11 protein-coding genes and 2 rRNA genes (1 of these 13 only partly in view) are annotated in these 17085 nt (G+C 35.2%); 4 read left to right on the top strand and 9 right to left on the bottom strand.

The genetic code is table 11. The features are described 5' to 3' along the window. The 3 genes from rrf (FLAVO9AF_RS05940) to pafA form a co-directional block, all read left to right on the top strand. Positions 1–57: ribosomal RNA gene (gene rrf, locus FLAVO9AF_RS05940) — 5S ribosomal RNA — on the top strand (it extends 52 nt beyond the left edge of the window). A 119-nt stretch (positions 58–176) separates the two neighbouring features. After that, positions 177–285 (top strand): 5S ribosomal RNA (gene rrf, locus FLAVO9AF_RS05945). A gap of 138 nt (positions 286–423) precedes the next feature. Further along, positions 424–2040: an alkaline phosphatase PafA gene (pafA, locus tag FLAVO9AF_RS05950; RefSeq protein ID WP_159685683.1), complete on the top strand. Its 1617-nt coding sequence runs from the start codon at positions 424–426 to the stop codon at positions 2038–2040. A 52-nt stretch (positions 2041–2092) separates the two neighbouring features. Here the strand turns inward: pafA and FLAVO9AF_RS05955 are convergent, their stop codons facing one another. The 4 genes from FLAVO9AF_RS05955 to gltB all read right to left on the bottom strand — a co-directional run bounded on the left by FLAVO9AF_RS05955 (position 2093) and on the right by gltB (position 11004). Next, complete coding sequence (locus FLAVO9AF_RS05955) at positions 2093–3508, bottom strand: alkaline phosphatase (protein ID WP_159685685.1); 1416 nt, start codon at positions 3506–3508, stop codon at positions 2093–2095. 119 nt (positions 3509–3627) lie between these two features. Continuing rightward, on the bottom strand, positions 3628–4845 hold the full coding sequence (gene lysA / locus FLAVO9AF_RS05960) for a diaminopimelate decarboxylase (protein ID WP_159685687.1): 1218 nt from the start codon (positions 4843–4845) through the stop codon (positions 3628–3630). Between the two features lie 184 nt (positions 4846–5029). Continuing rightward, complete coding sequence (locus FLAVO9AF_RS05965) at positions 5030–6484, bottom strand: glutamate synthase subunit beta (protein ID WP_159685689.1); 1455 nt, start codon at positions 6482–6484, stop codon at positions 5030–5032. 2 nt (positions 6485–6486) lie between these two features. Then, positions 6487–11004: a glutamate synthase large subunit gene (gene gltB / locus FLAVO9AF_RS05970; RefSeq protein ID WP_159685691.1), complete on the bottom strand. Its 4518-nt coding sequence runs from the start codon at positions 11002–11004 to the stop codon at positions 6487–6489. Between the two features lie 406 nt (positions 11005–11410). Between gltB and sucC the strand changes: the two genes are divergently transcribed. Continuing rightward, positions 11411–12604, top strand: coding sequence for an ADP-forming succinate--CoA ligase subunit beta (gene sucC / locus FLAVO9AF_RS05975; protein WP_159685693.1), 1194 nt, complete (start codon positions 11411–11413; stop codon positions 12602–12604). A gap of 51 nt (positions 12605–12655) precedes the next feature. Here the strand turns inward: sucC and FLAVO9AF_RS05980 are convergent, their stop codons facing one another. The 5 genes from FLAVO9AF_RS05980 to FLAVO9AF_RS06000 all read right to left on the bottom strand — a co-directional run bounded on the left by FLAVO9AF_RS05980 (position 12656) and on the right by FLAVO9AF_RS06000 (position 17082). Next, positions 12656–13312 carry an oxidoreductase gene (locus tag FLAVO9AF_RS05980; protein WP_201296280.1) on the bottom strand — a complete coding sequence of 219 codons (657 nt, stop codon included), beginning with the start codon at positions 13310–13312 and terminating at the stop codon, positions 12656–12658. Next, the gene (locus FLAVO9AF_RS05985; protein WP_159685696.1) at positions 13312–13764 is read right to left on the bottom strand and encodes a DUF1456 family protein; all 453 of its coding nucleotides are present in this window, start codon (positions 13762–13764) and stop codon (positions 13312–13314) included. Before FLAVO9AF_RS05985 ends, FLAVO9AF_RS05980 begins: the two co-directional genes overlap by 1 nt. A gap of 430 nt (positions 13765–14194) precedes the next feature. Next, positions 14195–15223 (bottom strand): aminotransferase class I/II-fold pyridoxal phosphate-dependent enzyme, encoded by a 1029-nt coding sequence (locus tag FLAVO9AF_RS05990; protein ID WP_159685698.1) that lies wholly within the window; start codon positions 15221–15223, stop codon positions 14195–14197. A 5-nt stretch (positions 15224–15228) separates the two neighbouring features. Then, positions 15229–16239 carry a dipeptide epimerase gene (locus tag FLAVO9AF_RS05995; RefSeq protein WP_159685701.1) on the bottom strand — a complete coding sequence of 337 codons (1011 nt, stop codon included), beginning with the start codon at positions 16237–16239 and terminating at the stop codon, positions 15229–15231. 30 nt (positions 16240–16269) lie between these two features. After that, entirely contained in the window at positions 16270–17082 is an 813-nt protein-coding gene (locus tag FLAVO9AF_RS06000) for an alpha/beta hydrolase (RefSeq protein ID WP_159685704.1), read from the bottom strand. Positions 17083–17085: the final 3 nt, after the last annotated feature.

Raw genomic sequence — 17085 nt, forward strand, 5'->3', positions numbered from 1 at the left:
TAAGCCCGCCTGCGCAGATGGTACTGCAATTTGTGGGAGAGTATGTCGCCGCCTTTCTTTATTAAAANCGACTTCGCTCAAGGCAAGTTGAAACTTTTTATATTCTTTATCTCAGTATGTTAAGATATTGTGTAATGTTAATCAGTCAAAACTGGTTACCCATTGCAAAACGACCTTAAGGTGGTTATTGCGGCGGGGCTCACCTCTTCCCATTCCGAACAGAGAAGTTAAGCCCGCCTGCGCAGATGGTACTGCAATTTGTGGGAGAGTATGTCGCCGCCTTTCTTTATTAAAAACCCTTCATCTAAAATGAAGGGTTTTTTTATGCCCTTTTTTTTTAAACATTAGGAAGGGTATACTAAAATCTTTGTTTTTTCCTGTTTTCTTGATTATATAATTTAAATTTGTGTAAAAAATTTATTTATGAATAAAGTTTTTGTATTAGTATTCTTGCTTGTTTCCAGTTTTTCCATTGGTCAGCAACGTCCTAAACTTGTTATTGGAATAGTTGTGGATCAAATGAAAGCTGAATATTTAGATAGGTTTTATGATGATTATTCACAAAACGGATTCAAGCGTTTAATGAATAATGGTTATGCATTTAATAATATGAATTATAACTATGTACCTACTTATACTGCTCCAGGACATGCTTCAATTTATACAGGAACTACTCCTGCAACTCACGGTATAATTGGTAATGATTGGTATATTCGTGAAACTGGTAAAAACAGGTATTGTACAGATGACGATTCTGTAATTACATTAGTTGCTGGAACTGAAAAAGAAGGAATGATGTCACCAAAAAATCTATTTTCAACTACTGTTACTGATGAGTTGCGAATGGCAACTAATTTTAAAGGAAAAGTTATAGGTTTGAGCATTAAAGATAGGGGAGCTATTTTGCCTGCAGGGCATTTTGCAAATTGGGCATTTTGGTTTAGTAAATCTGGAGATTTTATTTCAAGTTCTTTTTATGGTGATAAGATGCCTGATTGGGTTACTAAATTTAATAATGAAAAACGTTATTTGAATTACATTCAGAAAGGATGGGGTTTGTTAAAACCTACTGTTGATTATAATGAGAGTCTTCCTGATGATAATCCATACGAAGGGAAAATAGATAAATCAAAGGCTCCCGTTTTTCCTTATGATTTGAATAAATTGTACAAAGAATCTGGTGCTGATATTCTTAGAACAACACCCTTTGGAAATGATTTGTTAGCAGATATCGCTTTGCAGGCTATTGAAAGTGAAAATTTAGGAAAAGATAATGATACCGACTTTTTAACTGTTAGTTTTTCTTCAACGGACTATGTAGGACATACTTTTGGCCCAAGGTCGATGGAAATTCAAGATACTTATTTGCGTTTGGATTTAACTTTAGCTAGAATGTTAGACTATCTTGATAAGAATGTTGGTAAGGACAATTATTTGCTTTTTTTAACTGCAGATCATGCTGCTGCTGAGAACCCTATTTTTTTAAGAGATCGTAAATATGATGTTACGAATGTGCCATCAAAAGAGACTTTCAAATCTCTTGAGAAGTTTTCAATAGCGACTTATGGGGTAAACTTAATATCAAATTATTCTAATTATAATATTTATTTAAATAGAGATTTAATTAAAACCAAAGGATTAGAATTAAATGTTGTTAAACAAGCTTTTAAGGCTTTTATTTTGGATTTGCCTCACATTAAAAGGGTGTATACTGATGAAGAAATTTTGGCGTCATCAGGAGGTGATTATTATTTAAATTTTATTTTTAAAGGATTTGATCCTAAACAGAATGGTGATTTAGTATTGGTTCAAAAAACGGGTTTTTTGGAATATAATGAAACAGGTACTACACATGGTACTCCAAATAGTTATGATACTAATGTTCCATTGTTATTTTATGGTTGGCATGTTCCTAAAGGAGAATCTTATAAAAAAGTTTACATAACATCAATAGCACCAACTTTGTCAAAAATGCTTAAAATCACTTTTCCAAATGGAACTGAAGCTGAAGTCTTGGAAGAACTCTTGATTTCTAAATAAATAATTTTATACTTGAAATAAAAAAAACTCCTGAATTTCAGGAGTTTTTTGGTTAAAATATATTTTCTATTTCTGCAGCTTGAAGCATCAAATAATGAAGGTCAGTGTTTTTTATAAATGGAGATAAAAGTTGACTTCCTGGTCCAAACATAGCTAGTTCAGTATAATCAGCTGAATGGTCTGTACTAATCCAGCCTACTGAGTTGCGCTTTTTCTGAATATCTCCTAACGCTTTAAGAGGTAAGTGCCTTGGATTGTAAAGTCCATCTTCAAGTTTTATATTAGTATAGTAGCTTAAAATTTCCTTAGCTTCCTCTTCTTTTAAAATTATCTTATTAGCATACTCAATTCTTTCTATTACTTGCGCTACACTAGTTTCTTTTCCGATACCATTTAAAATCCAATCATTGGTTTGGGTATATTTTTGAATACTATCAAAGTTATCATTGGCATCTTTTCCATATACTATACCAGGATTAGCATTCCCATGATCAGAAGTTATTATTACTAGAGTATTTTGATCTTTTTCGGCAAAATCTATAGCTACTTTTATAGCTTCATCATGTGCGACTTGATCATAAATTAACCCAGCTACATCATTTCCATGAGCTGCCCAGTCTACCTTTCCTGCTTCTACTTGTAAAACGAATCCTTTTGGATGATTTTTCATTTTATCAATAGCTCTTTGTGTCATTTCTGCAAGAGTAGGGATGCTATTGGTTAGTTCTTTGCTGCTTTCTCTGTCTTTTGAATAAGGAAGTCCTTCTTTGTCAAAAACGCCTAATATTGGTTTGCTATTGTCGTTAGACCACATTTCAGTTTTGTTTTTGACTACAGTAAAACCTTTATCTTTAAAATCTTTATAGAGATCTCTTTTGTCTTTTCGAATATCAGCAGAAAAGTAGTTGTCGCCACCACCCAGCATGACATCAAATTTTAAATCTAGATACAGTTCGGCTATTCCTTCTTGACTGTTTCTGCTTTTAGAAGAAATGCAAAATCCAGCAGGTGTAGCATGCGTAATTGGAACTGTTGTAACGCAACCAGCCATTTTTCCAGCTTTTTGAAACTTTTGCCAAATTGGTAAATACTCTTCTCCTTTAGTTCCAATATTTAAGGAACCATTTTTAACGCGAAATCCACTACCCCAAGAGGAACTCGCAGCAGCAGAATCGGTTACAATCGATGAGGCAGAAGCCATATCCATTAATGCACGACTAACTTTTTTGTCTTTATATAATTGCATCCAGTTGCTGCCTTTACCAGTTTTTCTGGTTAAATAAAGATCAGCCATGTTAAGTGTGCCAATGCTCATCCCATCACTTACGATAACTATAATGTTTTTTGCTTTTTTATTTTTGTGAAAATTGGATAAATCTAATTCGTTTGCAGGACTTTCGAATGGATTTAGTAAAGTTGTTCCAAGAGCGAAAAGGGAACCATTTTTGAAGAAATTCCGTCTGTTCATATATTGTTTTTTAGAATAAATCAAATATAAGAAAGCTTACTTTTGATTGAGGTTAAGATTTTTTTAAATATATAAAACATAAATGAAAAAATCCCATTTTTTCAAATGGGATTTTATTATTAAACGGTTGCTTCTATTTGAAGTGGAATTTGATTTTGAAGCAAATCTTCAAATTTTTCATGAGCTCGAATCAAATGCCCTTTACCATTATACCATAGTACTTCAGCGGGTTTATATCTAGAGTTATAATTAGACGACATAGAGAAGCAATAAGCACCAGCGTTGTGGAAAGAAAGGATATCTCCCTCTTTTATTTCTGCGATTCTTCTATTATTTGCAAAAGTATCGGTTTCACAGATATAACCTACTACAGAATAGAAACGTTCTTTTCCTTTTGGATTAGAAATATTTTCGATATGATGTTGAGAGCCATAAAGCATTGGTCGAATTAAATGGTTAAAACCGCTATCAATTCCAGCAAAAACAGTTGATGTAGTTTGTTTTACAACATTTACTTTTGTTAAAAAGTAACCAGCTTCACTGACTAAGAATTTACCTGGTTCAAAAATCAATGTTAAGTCTTTTCCGTACTCAACACAGAAAGCATTAAAACGTTTTGATAATTTTTTACCTAATTCTTCGATATCTGTTTGTACATCGTCTTTTTTATAGGGTACTTTGAAACCACTACCAAAATCTAAAAATTCAAGGTTTTTGAAGTTTCTAGCAGCGTCAAAAAGAATTTCTGCTGCATATAAAAATACTTCGATATCTAAAATATCCGAACCCGTATGCATATGGATCCCGACGATGTTCATTTTGGTGTTTTCTACTATTCGAACCAAATGTGGTAATTGATGTATAGATATTCCAAACTTGCTATCAATATGACCTACAGAAATGTTAGTGTTTCCACCAGCCATTACGTGTGGATTAATACGTATGCATACAGGAACATTTGGGTGTTTTGTACCAAATTGTTCTAGAATGGATAAATTATCAATGTTTATTTGAACACCCAAAGCATTTACTTCTTCTATTTCTTCTAAAGAAACACCATTTGGAGTATAAAAAATCTTTTCTGGAGCGTAACCTGCATGCAATCCAAGTAGAACTTCTTGAATAGAAACAGTATCTAAACCAGACCCCATATCTTTTAAGAGTTGAAGGATTGATATGTTTGACAATGCTTTCATCGCATAATTAATACGAAGTTTTTCAACCTTAGAAAAAGCTTTTGTTAATCTGTTAAATTGCGATTGAATTTTTTCAGCATCATAAACATATAATGGCGTGCCAAATTGTTCTGCTAATTGAAGTAAGTCTTTTCCTTGCATTGTGATTTAATTTTTTACAAATTTATTACAGTTTATACCGTCGACCAAATAAAAAACAAAATATAACAAAATATAACAAAAAGTTATAATTTAAACATTTTGTTTTCTAAATCTAAGTTTTATAACAATAAAAAATCCCTTGACTTAAAAAGTTATAGCCAAGGGATTTAAAAAAAATGGTTTCTTATAATGAAGGCAAATCGCCTTTACCTTTAGTTGGTAAGTTGGTGTATCCCATTAAGAATAAATCAACTTCTCTTGCAACCTCACGACCTTCAGAAATAGCCCAAACAATCAATGATTGCCCTCTTCTCATATCACCAGCCGTAAAAATATGAGGAACATTAGTTTGGTAGTTATTGGCTTTGAAGTTACTTCTCATATCCAATTCTAGACCAAGTTGTTCTGCTAAAGTTTTTTCAGGTCCTGTAAATCCAAGAGCTAGTAATGCTAAATCACAAGGCCAAATTTTCTCTGAACCTTCCTTTTCAATTAGTTCAGGACGTTGTCCAGGAACAATTTTCCAAGCAACTTCTACTGTCTTTAGTGCAGTTAGTTCTCCTTTTTCATTAGCAATAAATTCTTTGGTGTTGATTAACCAATTTCTATTACAACCTTCTTCGTGTGAAGAAGAGGTTTTTAGTTGTAGTGGCCAAAAAGGCCAAGGAGTAGATTCGCTTCGACCCACTGGAGGTTTTGGCATAATCTCAAAATTGGTAACTGATTTTGCGCCTTGTCTATTTGAAGTTCCAATACAGTCAGATCCAGTATCTCCACCACCTATTACGATAACATCTTTTCCTGTAGCTTTGATTTGATTAGGAACTTCTTCACCGTATAAAACTTTAGTTTGTTGTGTTAGGAAATCCATAGCTTGAACTACGCCTTTGCTATCGGCTCCTTTTGTAGGTAAACCTCTTCTTTCTGTGGCTCCACCACAAAGAACGATTGAATCAAATTCATTTAATTCTTCTACTGAAAAGTTTACACCAACATTTACATTGGTTTTAAAAACGATACCTTCAGCTTCTAAAATAGCAACACGACGATCGATTATTCCTTTCTCTAATTTGAAATTTGGAATTCCGTAGCGTAACAATCCGCCAATAGCATTATCTCTTTCAAAAACAGTTACAGTATGTCCAGCACGATTGAGTTGTTGTGCAGCCGCTAGACCAGCTGGTCCAGAACCTACAACAGCAACTTTTTTACCAGTTCGAACTGCAGGCGGTTGTGGTTTAATCCATCCTTCTGCAAAACCTCTTTCTATAATGTTTTTCTCGATATTTTCGATGGCAACAGGTTCTTTGATAATACCTAGAACGCATGATTTTTCACATGGTGCAGGGCATAATCTTCCTGTGAATTCAGGAAAATTATTCGTTGATTGCAATATTTCTAATGCACTTTGCCATTCTTCTTGATGTACCATATCATTAAAATCAGGAATTAAATTCCCCAATGGACACGAGCTATGGCAAAACGGGATGCCACAATCCATACATCTTGAACCTTGTTCTTTTATTTTATCTTTTGGTAATGCAATTGTGAATTCATTATAATTGGCAACGCGTTCAACAACAGCTATGTTACCTTCGTCGGCTCTATTAAATTCTTTAAATCCTCCTATTTTTCCCATGACTATTGTGCTATTAATTCTTCAACTTCCTTTTCTGCTGCAATACGTTGTAATGCTTTTTTGTAATCTGTAGGCATTACTTTTACAAAATGCTTGACTTGGTTGTCCCAATCTGCCAAAATTCTTTTAGCTAACGGGCTACTTGTGTATAAGGAATGATTTTTTATCAAACGTTTCATTTTTGCGATATCTTCTACTTCTAATGGGTCAAAAGCCACCATTTCCATATTGCAAAGTGTTTGGTCGAATTTCTTATTTGGGTCATAAACATAAGCGATACCTCCACTCATACCTGCAGCGAAGTTTCGTCCGGTTTTGCCCAGTACAACTACAGTCCCTCCAGTCATGTATTCACAACCATGGTCTCCAATACCTTCAACCACTGCAGTTGCTCCTGAGTTTCTAACACAGAAACGTTCTCCAGCCATCCCATTAATATACGCTTCACCAGTAATGGCTCCATAAAGTGCTACGTTACCAATAATTATATTTTCCTCTGGTTTGAATGTTGCTGTTGGTGGTACTTTAATAATTAATTTACCTCCAGAAAGTCCTTTACCTAGATAGTCGTTACAGTTTCCGTGTATTTTAAATGATAATCCATTGGTAGCAAAAGCTCCAAAACTTTGTCCTGCAGATCCTGTAAAGTCTACTAAAATAGTATCTTCTGGAAGTCCTTGTGCACCGTATATTTTTGAAATTTCGTTACTCAAAATTGCTCCAACTGAACGATCCGTATTTTTGATATCAAAGGTTACTCTTGTTCTTTCTTTTCTATAAATAGAAGGAATCGCAGCTTTGATAATATCAAAATCTAATACATGCTCTAATTCATGATCTTGAGGCATTGTATTGTGGTTAGGAACTGTTTTTGCTTTTTCTGGTTTATAAAGAATAGTTGACAAATCTAATCCCATCGCTTTGTAATGTTGAATCGCTTTATTTACGTTCAATTTTTGAGATTGTCCTACCATTTCTTTTAAAGTTCTAAAGCCAAGTTGTGCCATAATTTGTCTTAATTCCTCTGCAATGAAGTACATAAAATTAATAACATGTTCTGGTGTACCCTTGAAGTTTTTACGCAACTCAGGATCTTGAGTTGCAATACCTACAGGGCAAGTATTTAAGTGACAAGCACGCATCATAATACAACCTGAAGCTACTAATGGTGCAGTTGCAAAACCAAACTCTTCAGCTCCAAGTAAAGCGGCAATAGCAACGTCACGACCAGTTTTTAACTGTCCATCACACTCTAAAACAACACGGCTTCTTAAATCATTTAGGATTAAAGTTTGTTGGGCTTCAGCCAAACCTAATTCCCATGGGATTCCAGTATGAGTTAAGGATGTTAATGGTGCAGCACCTGTTCCTCCATCATAACCTGATATTAGGATTACATCAGCTTTTGCCTTAGCAACACCCGCAGCTATAGTTCCAACTCCAACTTCTGATACTAATTTTACATTTACTCTAGCTTCACGGTTGGCATTTTTTAAATCGAAAATTAATTGTGATAAATCTTCAATAGAATAAATATCGTGATGTGGAGGCGGAGAAATTAATCCAACATAAGGTGTAGAATTTCTGGTTGCAGCAATCCAAGGCACTACTTTTTCACCTGGTAATTGTCCACCTTCACCAGGTTTAGCTCCTTGAGCCATTTTTATTTGAATCTCTTTGGCATTGGTCAAATAATTAATAGACACTCCGAATCGACCTGAAGCTACTTGTTTTATAGCACTATTTCTTGAGTCACCGTTCAATTCTTTTTGGAAACGTCTTGAATCTTCACCACCTTCTCCAGAATTACTTTTACCACCAATTCTGTTCATTGCAATGGCTAAGTTTTCGTGTGCTTCTTGACTTATAGAACCATATGACATGGCACCTGTTTTGAATTTTTTTACAATTTCAGTCCAAGGTTCTACTTCGTCAATTGAAATTGGATCCAAATTATTGAATTCAAATAATCCACGAATAGTCATCAAATTAGCGCTTTGCTCATTGACCATTTTAGAATATTCGGCATAACTTTCAGGGCTATTCAAACGAACGGCTTGTTGTAGTTTTGAAATGGTTGTTGGATTAAACATGTGTTTTTCACCATTTCGTCTCCATCTGTAAATACCACCAATTTCGAGCGGTAGCAAGTTGGCTACTTTTGAATTTGGGAATGCTTTTTGGAAACGCTTTTTCACTTCTTTTTCTACTTCCATTAATCCAATACCTTCAATTCTAGATGGAGTGTATGGGAAATATTTGGTTGAGAATGATTTGTTTAAACCTAAAATTTCAAAAATCTGAGCAGCTCTATACGAATGTAGCGTAGAGATTCCGATTTTATTCATAATTTTCAAAATCCCTTTTCCGATAGCTTTATTGTAATTTTTAATAGCATATTCGGCAGTTATTCCAGCGATGTGACCTTCTTTAACTTGATTATGAATTATTTCATTTACCATATAAGGATTAATTGCGCTAGCACCATATCCAAATAAAAGAGCAAAATGATGCGGCTCACGAGGTTCGGCAGATTCAATAACAATTCCAAACTTAGAGCGTACTTTAAGTTGGTTTAAAGTGTGGTGAATATAAGAACAAGCCAAAAGCATAGGAATAGGTGCTAGGGTTTCGCTTACTCCACGATCAGAGAGGATAACAATATTACTTCCTTCAGAAACAGCTTTGAAAGTGGCTTGTACGCATTTCTCTAATGCACGCTCTAAACCATTAGCTCCTTTTTCTATTTTGTACAACGTAGAAATAGTAACTGATTTGAAATCTTCGTGCTGAATGTTTCTTATTTTATCCAAATCTTCATTAGAAATGATTGGGTTTTGGATTTTTAATTTTTTGCATTGTTTTGCTTCAATGTCAAATATATTGTAATCTCCACCAATAGCTAAACTAATATCTGTGATGATTTCTTCACGAATTCCATCCAAAGGAGGATTGGTAACTTGAGCAAATAATTGTTTGAAATAGTTATACAATAATTGTGGTTGATCTGATAATACTGCTAATGGAGTATCATTACCCATAGAGCTAATGGCCTCGTTTCCGCTACCGCCCATTGGATTAATTATTGTTTTTAAATCCTCTATTGTATAGCCAAACATACGTTGTCTGGTTTCAAAATCAAGATTCTCAACTGGAATAGGGTTGTCAGTATAAGGAATACAAGCTAATTGTAAAAGATTTTCATCCAACCATTTTTGGTAAGGACGTTTAGTAACTATGGAATGTTTTACTTCGTCATCTTCGATTATTCTCCCTTCGTTCATATCAACCAAGAACATTTTTCCTGGTTCTAATCGACCATGTTGAATGACATCTTCTGGGTTGATGTCAAGTACACCAATTTCTGAAGACATAATTACAAAACCACTTTTGGTCAAAGTATATCTTGAAGGGCGTAGACCATTTCTATCCAATAGCGCTCCAATAACATTTCCGTCAGTAAAAGGAATAGAAGCTGGGCCGTCCCAAGGTTCCATAATACAAGAATTGTACTCATAGAATGCTTTTTTCTCAGCACTCATCGTTTGATGTTTTTCCCATGCTTCTGGAACTACCATCATCATGACTTCAGGAAGAGTTCTTCCCGTCATTAGTAACAATTCTACAACCATATCCATAGAAGCAGAATCTGATTTGCCTTCTAAAATGATTGGGAATAATTTTTTTAAATCTTCGCCAAAAACATCACTTTTCATCAGTTCTTCACGAGCTCTCATTCGGCTCACGTTTCCTCTTAATGTGTTAATTTCACCATTGTGACACATATAGCGGAAAGGTTGTGCTAAATCCCATGAAGGGAAAGTGTTTGTTGAGAATCGTTGGTGTACTAATGCCAATCGAGTAACTAAGTCACTGTCTAATAAGTCGGTGTAATAACGGCTAATGTCTTCTGGCATTAACAGTCCTTTATATATAATAGTTGTGGTAGAAAAACTTGAGAAGTAAAACATATGACTTTCCGAAGTTTTTGAACCTCTAACTGCATGTTCTGCTATCTTTCTAGCGGCAAACATTTTGGCGTTGAATTGTTGTTCTGTTAAGTCCAAACCATTTTTGCCAACAAAAACTTGTTTTACCGTAGGTTCTTTTTCGGCAGCGATTTGTCCTAGATTGCTAACATCAACAGGAACATCTCTCCATCCGAGGATTTCTAATTTTTGATCTAAAATTGCTTTTTCAAAAGTAGTTTTGCAAAAATCAACTTGATTACTACTTTTAGGCATGAATACCATACCAACAGCATATTCTCTAGGCTCAGGAATAGAAAATTCACATACTTTCTTAAAAAATGTGTGCGGAATATCAAAAAGGATTCCTGCTCCATCACCAGTTCTACCATCAGAGCTAACAGCGCCACGATGCTCTAATTTAATTAAAATGTCTAATGCCTTGTGAATAATATCATTAGATTTTATTCCATTCAAATTACAAATGAATCCTGCGCCACAATTGTCGTGTTCAAATTCGGGCAAGTAAAGGCCTTGTTCTTTAACTTTCATGCTTGCTATTTTTTTTACAAAATTATGTAATTCATGAGATAATCTGTCTAAATACAGGTTTTAGCTATTATTTTTGCTATAAAACCAAATTCAGCTTGCAAAAATGACAATTGCAAAATTTTGCCCCGCCTCTGTTAACATTTTCATAATATTTGAAATTGAAAACGTCTTATTTACCTGCAAAAACTGACTTTTTTAGTGATTTTCGCCTGTCCAAAAAAAAATATCACAAATTTTTGAATAACCTTTAATTTTTTTAAGCAGGCATATTGTTTTGTAAGGTTATTTTTAAGTTAAACTTGTCTTTTTTTAAGAAAAAAAAATAATTCTATTTGAGTTTAATTTTCTATTTTTGTCGCACTTTATTCTGGAACGTTTTCAGAGTCCTGTCAAATTTTATATACTTATGAACATACACGAATATCAAGGAAAAGAAATTTTAGCAAGCTACGGCGTACGAATTCAACGCGGAATTGTAGCGAATAGCCCTGTAGAAGCTGTTGCTGCTGCAAAACAATTAACTGCCGAAACAGGTACAAGTTGGTATGTTGTTAAAGCTCAAATTCACGCCGGTGGACGTGGAAAAGGTGGTGGTGTAAAACTTGCCAAAGGCTTAGACAAAGTAGAAGGAATTGCTAGCGAAATCATCGGGATGCAATTGATTACTCCTCAAACTTCTGCCGAAGGTAAAAAAGTACACAAAGTGTTAATCGCTGAAGATGTATATTATCCAGGTGAAAGCGAAACTTCTGAGTTTTATGTTTCTGTTTTATTGAACAGAGCTACTGGCCGTAATATGATTATGTATTCTACAGAAGGTGGAATGGATATCGAAGAAGTGGCTGAGCATACTCCTCATTTAATTTTTACTGAAGAAGTAGATCCAGCTGTTGGTTTGCAAGGTTTTCAAGCAAGAAGAATTGCTTTTAACTTAGGGCTTTCTGGAAATGCTTTCAAAGAAATGGTGAAATTCATCGATTCTTTATATAATGCTTACATTGGTTCAGATGCTTCGATGTTCGAAATTAACCCTGTGTTAAAAACATCTGATAATAAAATTATGGCGGTTGATGCTAAAGTAAATATCGATGATAATGCTTTATACAGACAAGCTAAATATGCTGATATGCGTGACATTCGTGAGGAGAACCCAATCGAAGTTGAAGCAAAAGAAGTAGGTTTGAATTATGTAGACCTTGACGGAACTGTTGGATGTATGGTAAACGGAGCTGGTTTGGCTATGGCAACTATGGATTTGATTAAGTATGCTGGTTTTGAGCCTGCTAATTTCTTAGACGTAGGAGGAACTGCTGATGCAAAACGTGTAGAAACTGCTTTCCGTATTATCTTAAAAGATCCAAACGTAAAAGCAATTTTGATCAATATTTTTGGTGGAATTGTTCGTTGTGACCGTGTGGCACAAGGTGTTGTAGATGCTTACAAAAATATGGGTGACGCTATAAAAGTGCCAATCATTGTACGTTTGCAAGGAACTAATGCTGCTATTGCAAAAGAATTAATTGATAATTCTGGAATGCCAATTCTTTCTGCAGTTGAGTTTCAAGAAGCTGCCGACCAAGTTAAAGTTGCATTGTCTTAATTTACAATCTAGTTATATATTGAAAAGCCTGTTCGTTATGAACAGGCTTTTTTATTTTCCGATGTTTTGAAGTTCATCCGATTCGTAAATGGTGTAGCCTTTTACGTTGGATTGTGCTAAACGATACAAGGCTTTAGCAACTGTATAGCTTTCTATTGGGCGGTATTTTTTTAAGCTTCCTAGGAGTAGGAAAGAAAATCCTTTTGAGAAAAAAGCACCTATTTTTTCTCCTAATCTAAATTCTGAGCGTTGACCTAATAATAAGGAAGGTCTAACAATAACAGTGGTTTCAAAATTAGCTTTGGCTAATTGAGTTTCCATTTCTCCTTTGGTTTTTAAATAGAAGTTGTTCGAGTCTTTGTTGGCGCCCAAAGAGGAAACAATCAGGAATTGCTTTATGTTATTCGTCTTTGCAATTTTTGAAAATGCAATTGGATATTCGTAATCTACTTTTCGAAAGGCCGATTGGCTTCCTGCTTTTTTGATGGTTGTACCGATGGTGCAAAATAAATCATCGCCTTTCACCAAATGTTGATAGGTTTCAGGTGCATCAAAGTTGATGATGTGTTGCTCTAGTTTGGGGTATGATTTTCCAGATTCTCTTTTTACAAAAATGATAACTTTTTGATAGTGTTCACTTTCTAAAAGTATATCTACTAGTTGCGAACCAATAAGTCCCGTACTGCCAATAACTAGCGCCGTTTTCATTATGATTTTTTATTCTTTCCGTTGTTGAATTTTACTTTTTCAACCACTTGGATTTTTGGTGCAGCCGCTTTATTGCTTTTTTTGAAAGGTTTTTTGCTTGCTGGCTTTTTGTCTCCGCGGCTTTGTTCTGCATCTTTTGGTTTGGCTTTGAACTCTGGACGTTTTGCAGCTCCGTCTTTTGCTGGGATTTCAGCTCTGTGTTTTGCTAAAACTTCAGTAGGTATTTTTGGGTTTTCTTTGGTGCCACGTAAATGGATTACCAATCCGTTAAGGAAATTGCGCAATACTTGGTCACCACATTCCATATAGTTGGGATGTTTTTCGTCGCGGAAAAAGGCACCTAATTCTGATTTTGATATTCTGAAATCTACTAATTCTAGGATTTCAACGATTTGGTCGTCACGCAACATTAAGGCTACGCGTAATTTTTTGAAAATATCGTTGTTGGTCATATTCTTTTAATTTTTTACAAAGGTACAGTTTAAAAATAGAGAGACGTTATATTCGAGTCTGAATTCGGGGTGCTCTCTAAAAAAATGATGAAGAATTGCTCCAATTGTCATTAATTGAGTGCTTTTTTTTAAAACATATAAGGCATATAAGTTTCTATAATTTTTGGCGTGTTTTATAGGAGTAAAATAGAAGGGCATATAAGGAACACAGGTGAATCGGTATGGATTTTTTAATTTGAAAAGTCTTAAGGTTGGAGTCTTTAAGTATTTCAGACTAAAGCTATGAATTTAATGTTTACAAGAAGGCAAGATGTTTCCTTTTAGCCCCGGTAGTAGCGGCATCCTTTGCTTTTTTTCTTTAAAAAAGCAAAGATATAGCGGTTGACGGGTTCTATGATGGCAAAAAAGCCTTTTTTCCTGCTCCTAAAATCTATAAAAAGGAATTTAAAACTTTAATTAGTTGGTCAAGGTCTTCTTTTTGATGATTGGCCGAAATGACGATTCGGTTCAAGGTTTTTTGGTCTGAGGGATAATTAAAATGGGTGATTACGATTTTGTTTTGCAACAATATATCGTAGCTCTTGTTCCAATCTAAGTAAATGGAAGGGTAGTTTGCGGTGAAATTGATTTTGGGATTGGGTTGTAAATGTTGGGCGAGATAGTCTAAGTTGTCTTGTAATTTTTGACGCTGTTGTTGCACTAGATGAGCGGTTTCGGCAAGGGTTTGCACATAGGCGGGATTCATCCCAGCGGCTGCAATAAAGGTGTCATAATTTTTGATTTCTTGAATAAAACTCGAAGCGCTCGCTATCACACCTCCTGTGAGTCCCAATGCTTTGCCAAGTGAGGCGACCAAAATTTTGCGTTTGATATTTGGATTGATGATACTCGAATAAATTCCTGACCCGTTTTTGCCAAGGATTCCGATAGAGTGGGATTCATCTACAACCAAAGTGATTTCTTTATGGGAGGGAATGCTATCGAGAATTTTTAGGTCTATGGCTTGTGTCTGAAATGAAGGAACAGCATCTGTAACGATGGTGATTTTTTCTTTTTTATTGTCTAAAATTCTAGGGTTTAATTGATTGTTTATAAATAGAGGCAGACTGTCTTTTCTTTGTATGGCGGGATGAGCATTTGGGAAATGGTAAAATACATCTGTACTTGTGCTTAAAAAATCAAGTGTTAGCTTGCCAGCTAGCATTCCTGATGAAACGGTAACTGCGGCATCGGCCTGAATGAATTGCGCAAGTTGAGTTTCGCCAGTGTCGTAGGCGCTCAATTGTATGTTTGCGTTTCTTGAACTACCGTATGCGGTGCCCCAACGTTGGATATTTTTGAAAATAATTTCTTGAAATTTGGGTAAAGTTGGTAAACCAAGATAAGCCGTTCCTCCAAAATAAAGGAACGTTTCTTGGTTGATTTCGATTACGCGATTGGGAAATTGATTGACTTTCATACGAATTATAAAAGTGTTACTCCAGTTCCGTTTCCGTCTGGGTAATCAATTTTACCATAAGTAATGGTTACTCCCGTAGCAATATCTTTATCCAATAGTAGCGCTCCGTCCATATCTACGTAATCTAGTAGTGGTAGCAGATGTGCTATAGCTGAGATGCCTACTGTAGATTCTGTCATACAACCTACCATAGTTTTTAGTCCTAGTTTTTTGGCTTCTTCTAACATACGTTTGCCAGGAGTTAGACCGCCACATTTTACTAATTTGACATTTACACCGTGGAAATGGTTATGGCATTTGGCTACATCGGATTCGATAATGCAGCTTTCGTCAGCAATGATGGGCAAAGCGGAGTGTTTGTGAACTTCTTTATGTGCTTCCCAATTATCGGCTTTCATAGGTTGTTCTAAGAATTCCACCCCGAGTTTTTTTAAAGCTACAGAGTTAGTAATGGTTTCTTCAACACCCCAACCGCAGTTTGCATCGATTCTGAAAATGGCGTCTGTATGTTTTCGTAATTCAGTTACAATTTCGATGTCTTCTTGGGTGCCTAATTTAATTTTATAGATAGGCCAAGGGAGTTCTTTCATTTTGGCAACCATTTTTTCAATAGAAGCGATGCCGATGGTGTAATCAGTTAAAGGATTTTTATCGGTAGTAAAATTCCAAAGTTCGTATAATTTTTCGCCTTTTTTGCGAGCATATAAATCATTATAAGCCAAGTCTAAAGCACAAAGCGCAAACATATCCTCTTTCAAAAAAGGATATACTTTGTTCCAAAATTCTTCGGGGGTTTCGGTTGTTGTGTTTTCTATCAATGAACGAATGTTTTCCAAATCCGCACGCATCATTGGAACCGTGGTGTGATAATAAGGGTTGGAGGTTGCTTCGCCAAATCCTGAGTAGCCTTCGCTTTGGAGTTCTACAATTAACGAAGGTTGAAAATCGATAGATTCTCTAGAAATGGTGAAGGTGTGTTTTAGTTTGAGGTTGTATTCGCGAAGGATTAGTTGCATAACATAAATTTTTATTGTTCTAAAAAAGGATTAGTAGCCCAACCAAAGTAAGGCTTTTACAAAACCATCTCGCCATAATTTTTCGTTGTGTTGTCCGCCTTTTATTATGGTCTTTTTATTCAAATGTTTACAGGAACAACGCTTGGTATTGATGATGTTTTCCATTGTATTCAAGTCTTTTACCATACTATCATCATCGCCTTCTTGGTCTCCACAAAGGAAATAGTATTTTGCTTTTATCTTTTGGGTTTGTTCTGTTAATGCGATAATATCCTTTCTGTTAATCCAAAAGGCAGGAGAAAAAACGCCTGCTTTGCCGAAAACTTCGGGATACTTAAGCGTGGCGTAAAATGCGGTCAATCCACCCAAGGAACTGCCAATTATTAGCGTATGTGTTTTGTCGGTTTTGGTGCGGTATTTTTTGTCGATGCTCGGTTTTAAAGTGTTGACAATAAAATCTAGGTATTGATTCGCCTTGCCTCCGCCATATTTTTCGTGAGGATAGGGAGTGAGTTCTTCCAACCGTTTTTCGTTTCCGTGTTCAATTCCTACTACGATTACTTGTGCGCGTAGACTGTCTAATTTTTCATCAATATTCCATTCGCCACTATAAGAAGTTTTAGCATCGAATAAATTTTGAGCATCGGGCATATAAATCACGGAATATTTCTTCTTGGAAGCGCTATAGTTTTTGGGTAAGTAGAGCCAGATTTTTTTTGTCGTTTGTAATTCGGGAGATACAATACTAAAAGTACTCACTTGAGAAGAAGCAGTGCTTTCCTGTGTCCATCCTTTCATCACCAGAAAAAAGAAGCAAAAAAAGAGGATTGTTTTTTTAGACATAAT

Source organism: Flavobacterium sp. 9R, from assembly GCF_902506345.1.
In the GTDB taxonomy this organism is placed as follows: domain Bacteria; phylum Bacteroidota; class Bacteroidia; order Flavobacteriales; family Flavobacteriaceae; genus Flavobacterium.

Bases quoted from the DNA above. Each gene is read 5' to 3' on its own strand.
- sucC (WP_159685693.1), top strand. From the start codon at position 11,411: ATGAACATACACGAATATCAAGGAAAAGAAATTTTAGCAAGCTACGGC.
- FLAVO9AF_RS05995 (WP_159685701.1), bottom strand. From the start codon at position 16,239: ATGCAACTAATCCTTCGCGAATACAACCTCAAACTAAAACACACCTTC.
- lysA (WP_159685687.1), bottom strand. From the start codon at position 4,845: ATGCAAGGAAAAGACTTACTTCAATTAGCAGAACAATTTGGCACGCCA.
- FLAVO9AF_RS06000 (WP_159685704.1), bottom strand. From the start codon at position 17,082: ATGTCTAAAAAAACAATCCTCTTTTTTTGCTTCTTTTTTCTGGTGATG.
- gltB (WP_159685691.1), bottom strand. From the start codon at position 11,004: ATGAAAGTTAAAGAACAAGGCCTTTACTTGCCCGAATTTGAACACGAC.
- FLAVO9AF_RS05990 (WP_159685698.1), bottom strand. From the start codon at position 15,223: ATGAAAGTCAATCAATTTCCCAATCGCGTAATCGAAATCAACCAAGAA.
- pafA (WP_159685683.1), top strand. From the start codon at position 424: ATGAATAAAGTTTTTGTATTAGTATTCTTGCTTGTTTCCAGTTTTTCC.
- FLAVO9AF_RS05965 (WP_159685689.1), bottom strand. From the start codon at position 6,484: ATGGGAAAAATAGGAGGATTTAAAGAATTTAATAGAGCCGACGAAGGT.
- FLAVO9AF_RS05985 (WP_159685696.1), bottom strand. From the start codon at position 13,764: ATGACCAACAACGATATTTTCAAAAAATTACGCGTAGCCTTAATGTTG.
- FLAVO9AF_RS05980 (WP_201296280.1), bottom strand. From the start codon at position 13,312: ATGAAAACGGCGCTAGTTATTGGCAGTACGGGACTTATTGGTTCGCAA.
- FLAVO9AF_RS05955 (WP_159685685.1), bottom strand. From the start codon at position 3,508: ATGAACAGACGGAATTTCTTCAAAAATGGTTCCCTTTTCGCTCTTGGA.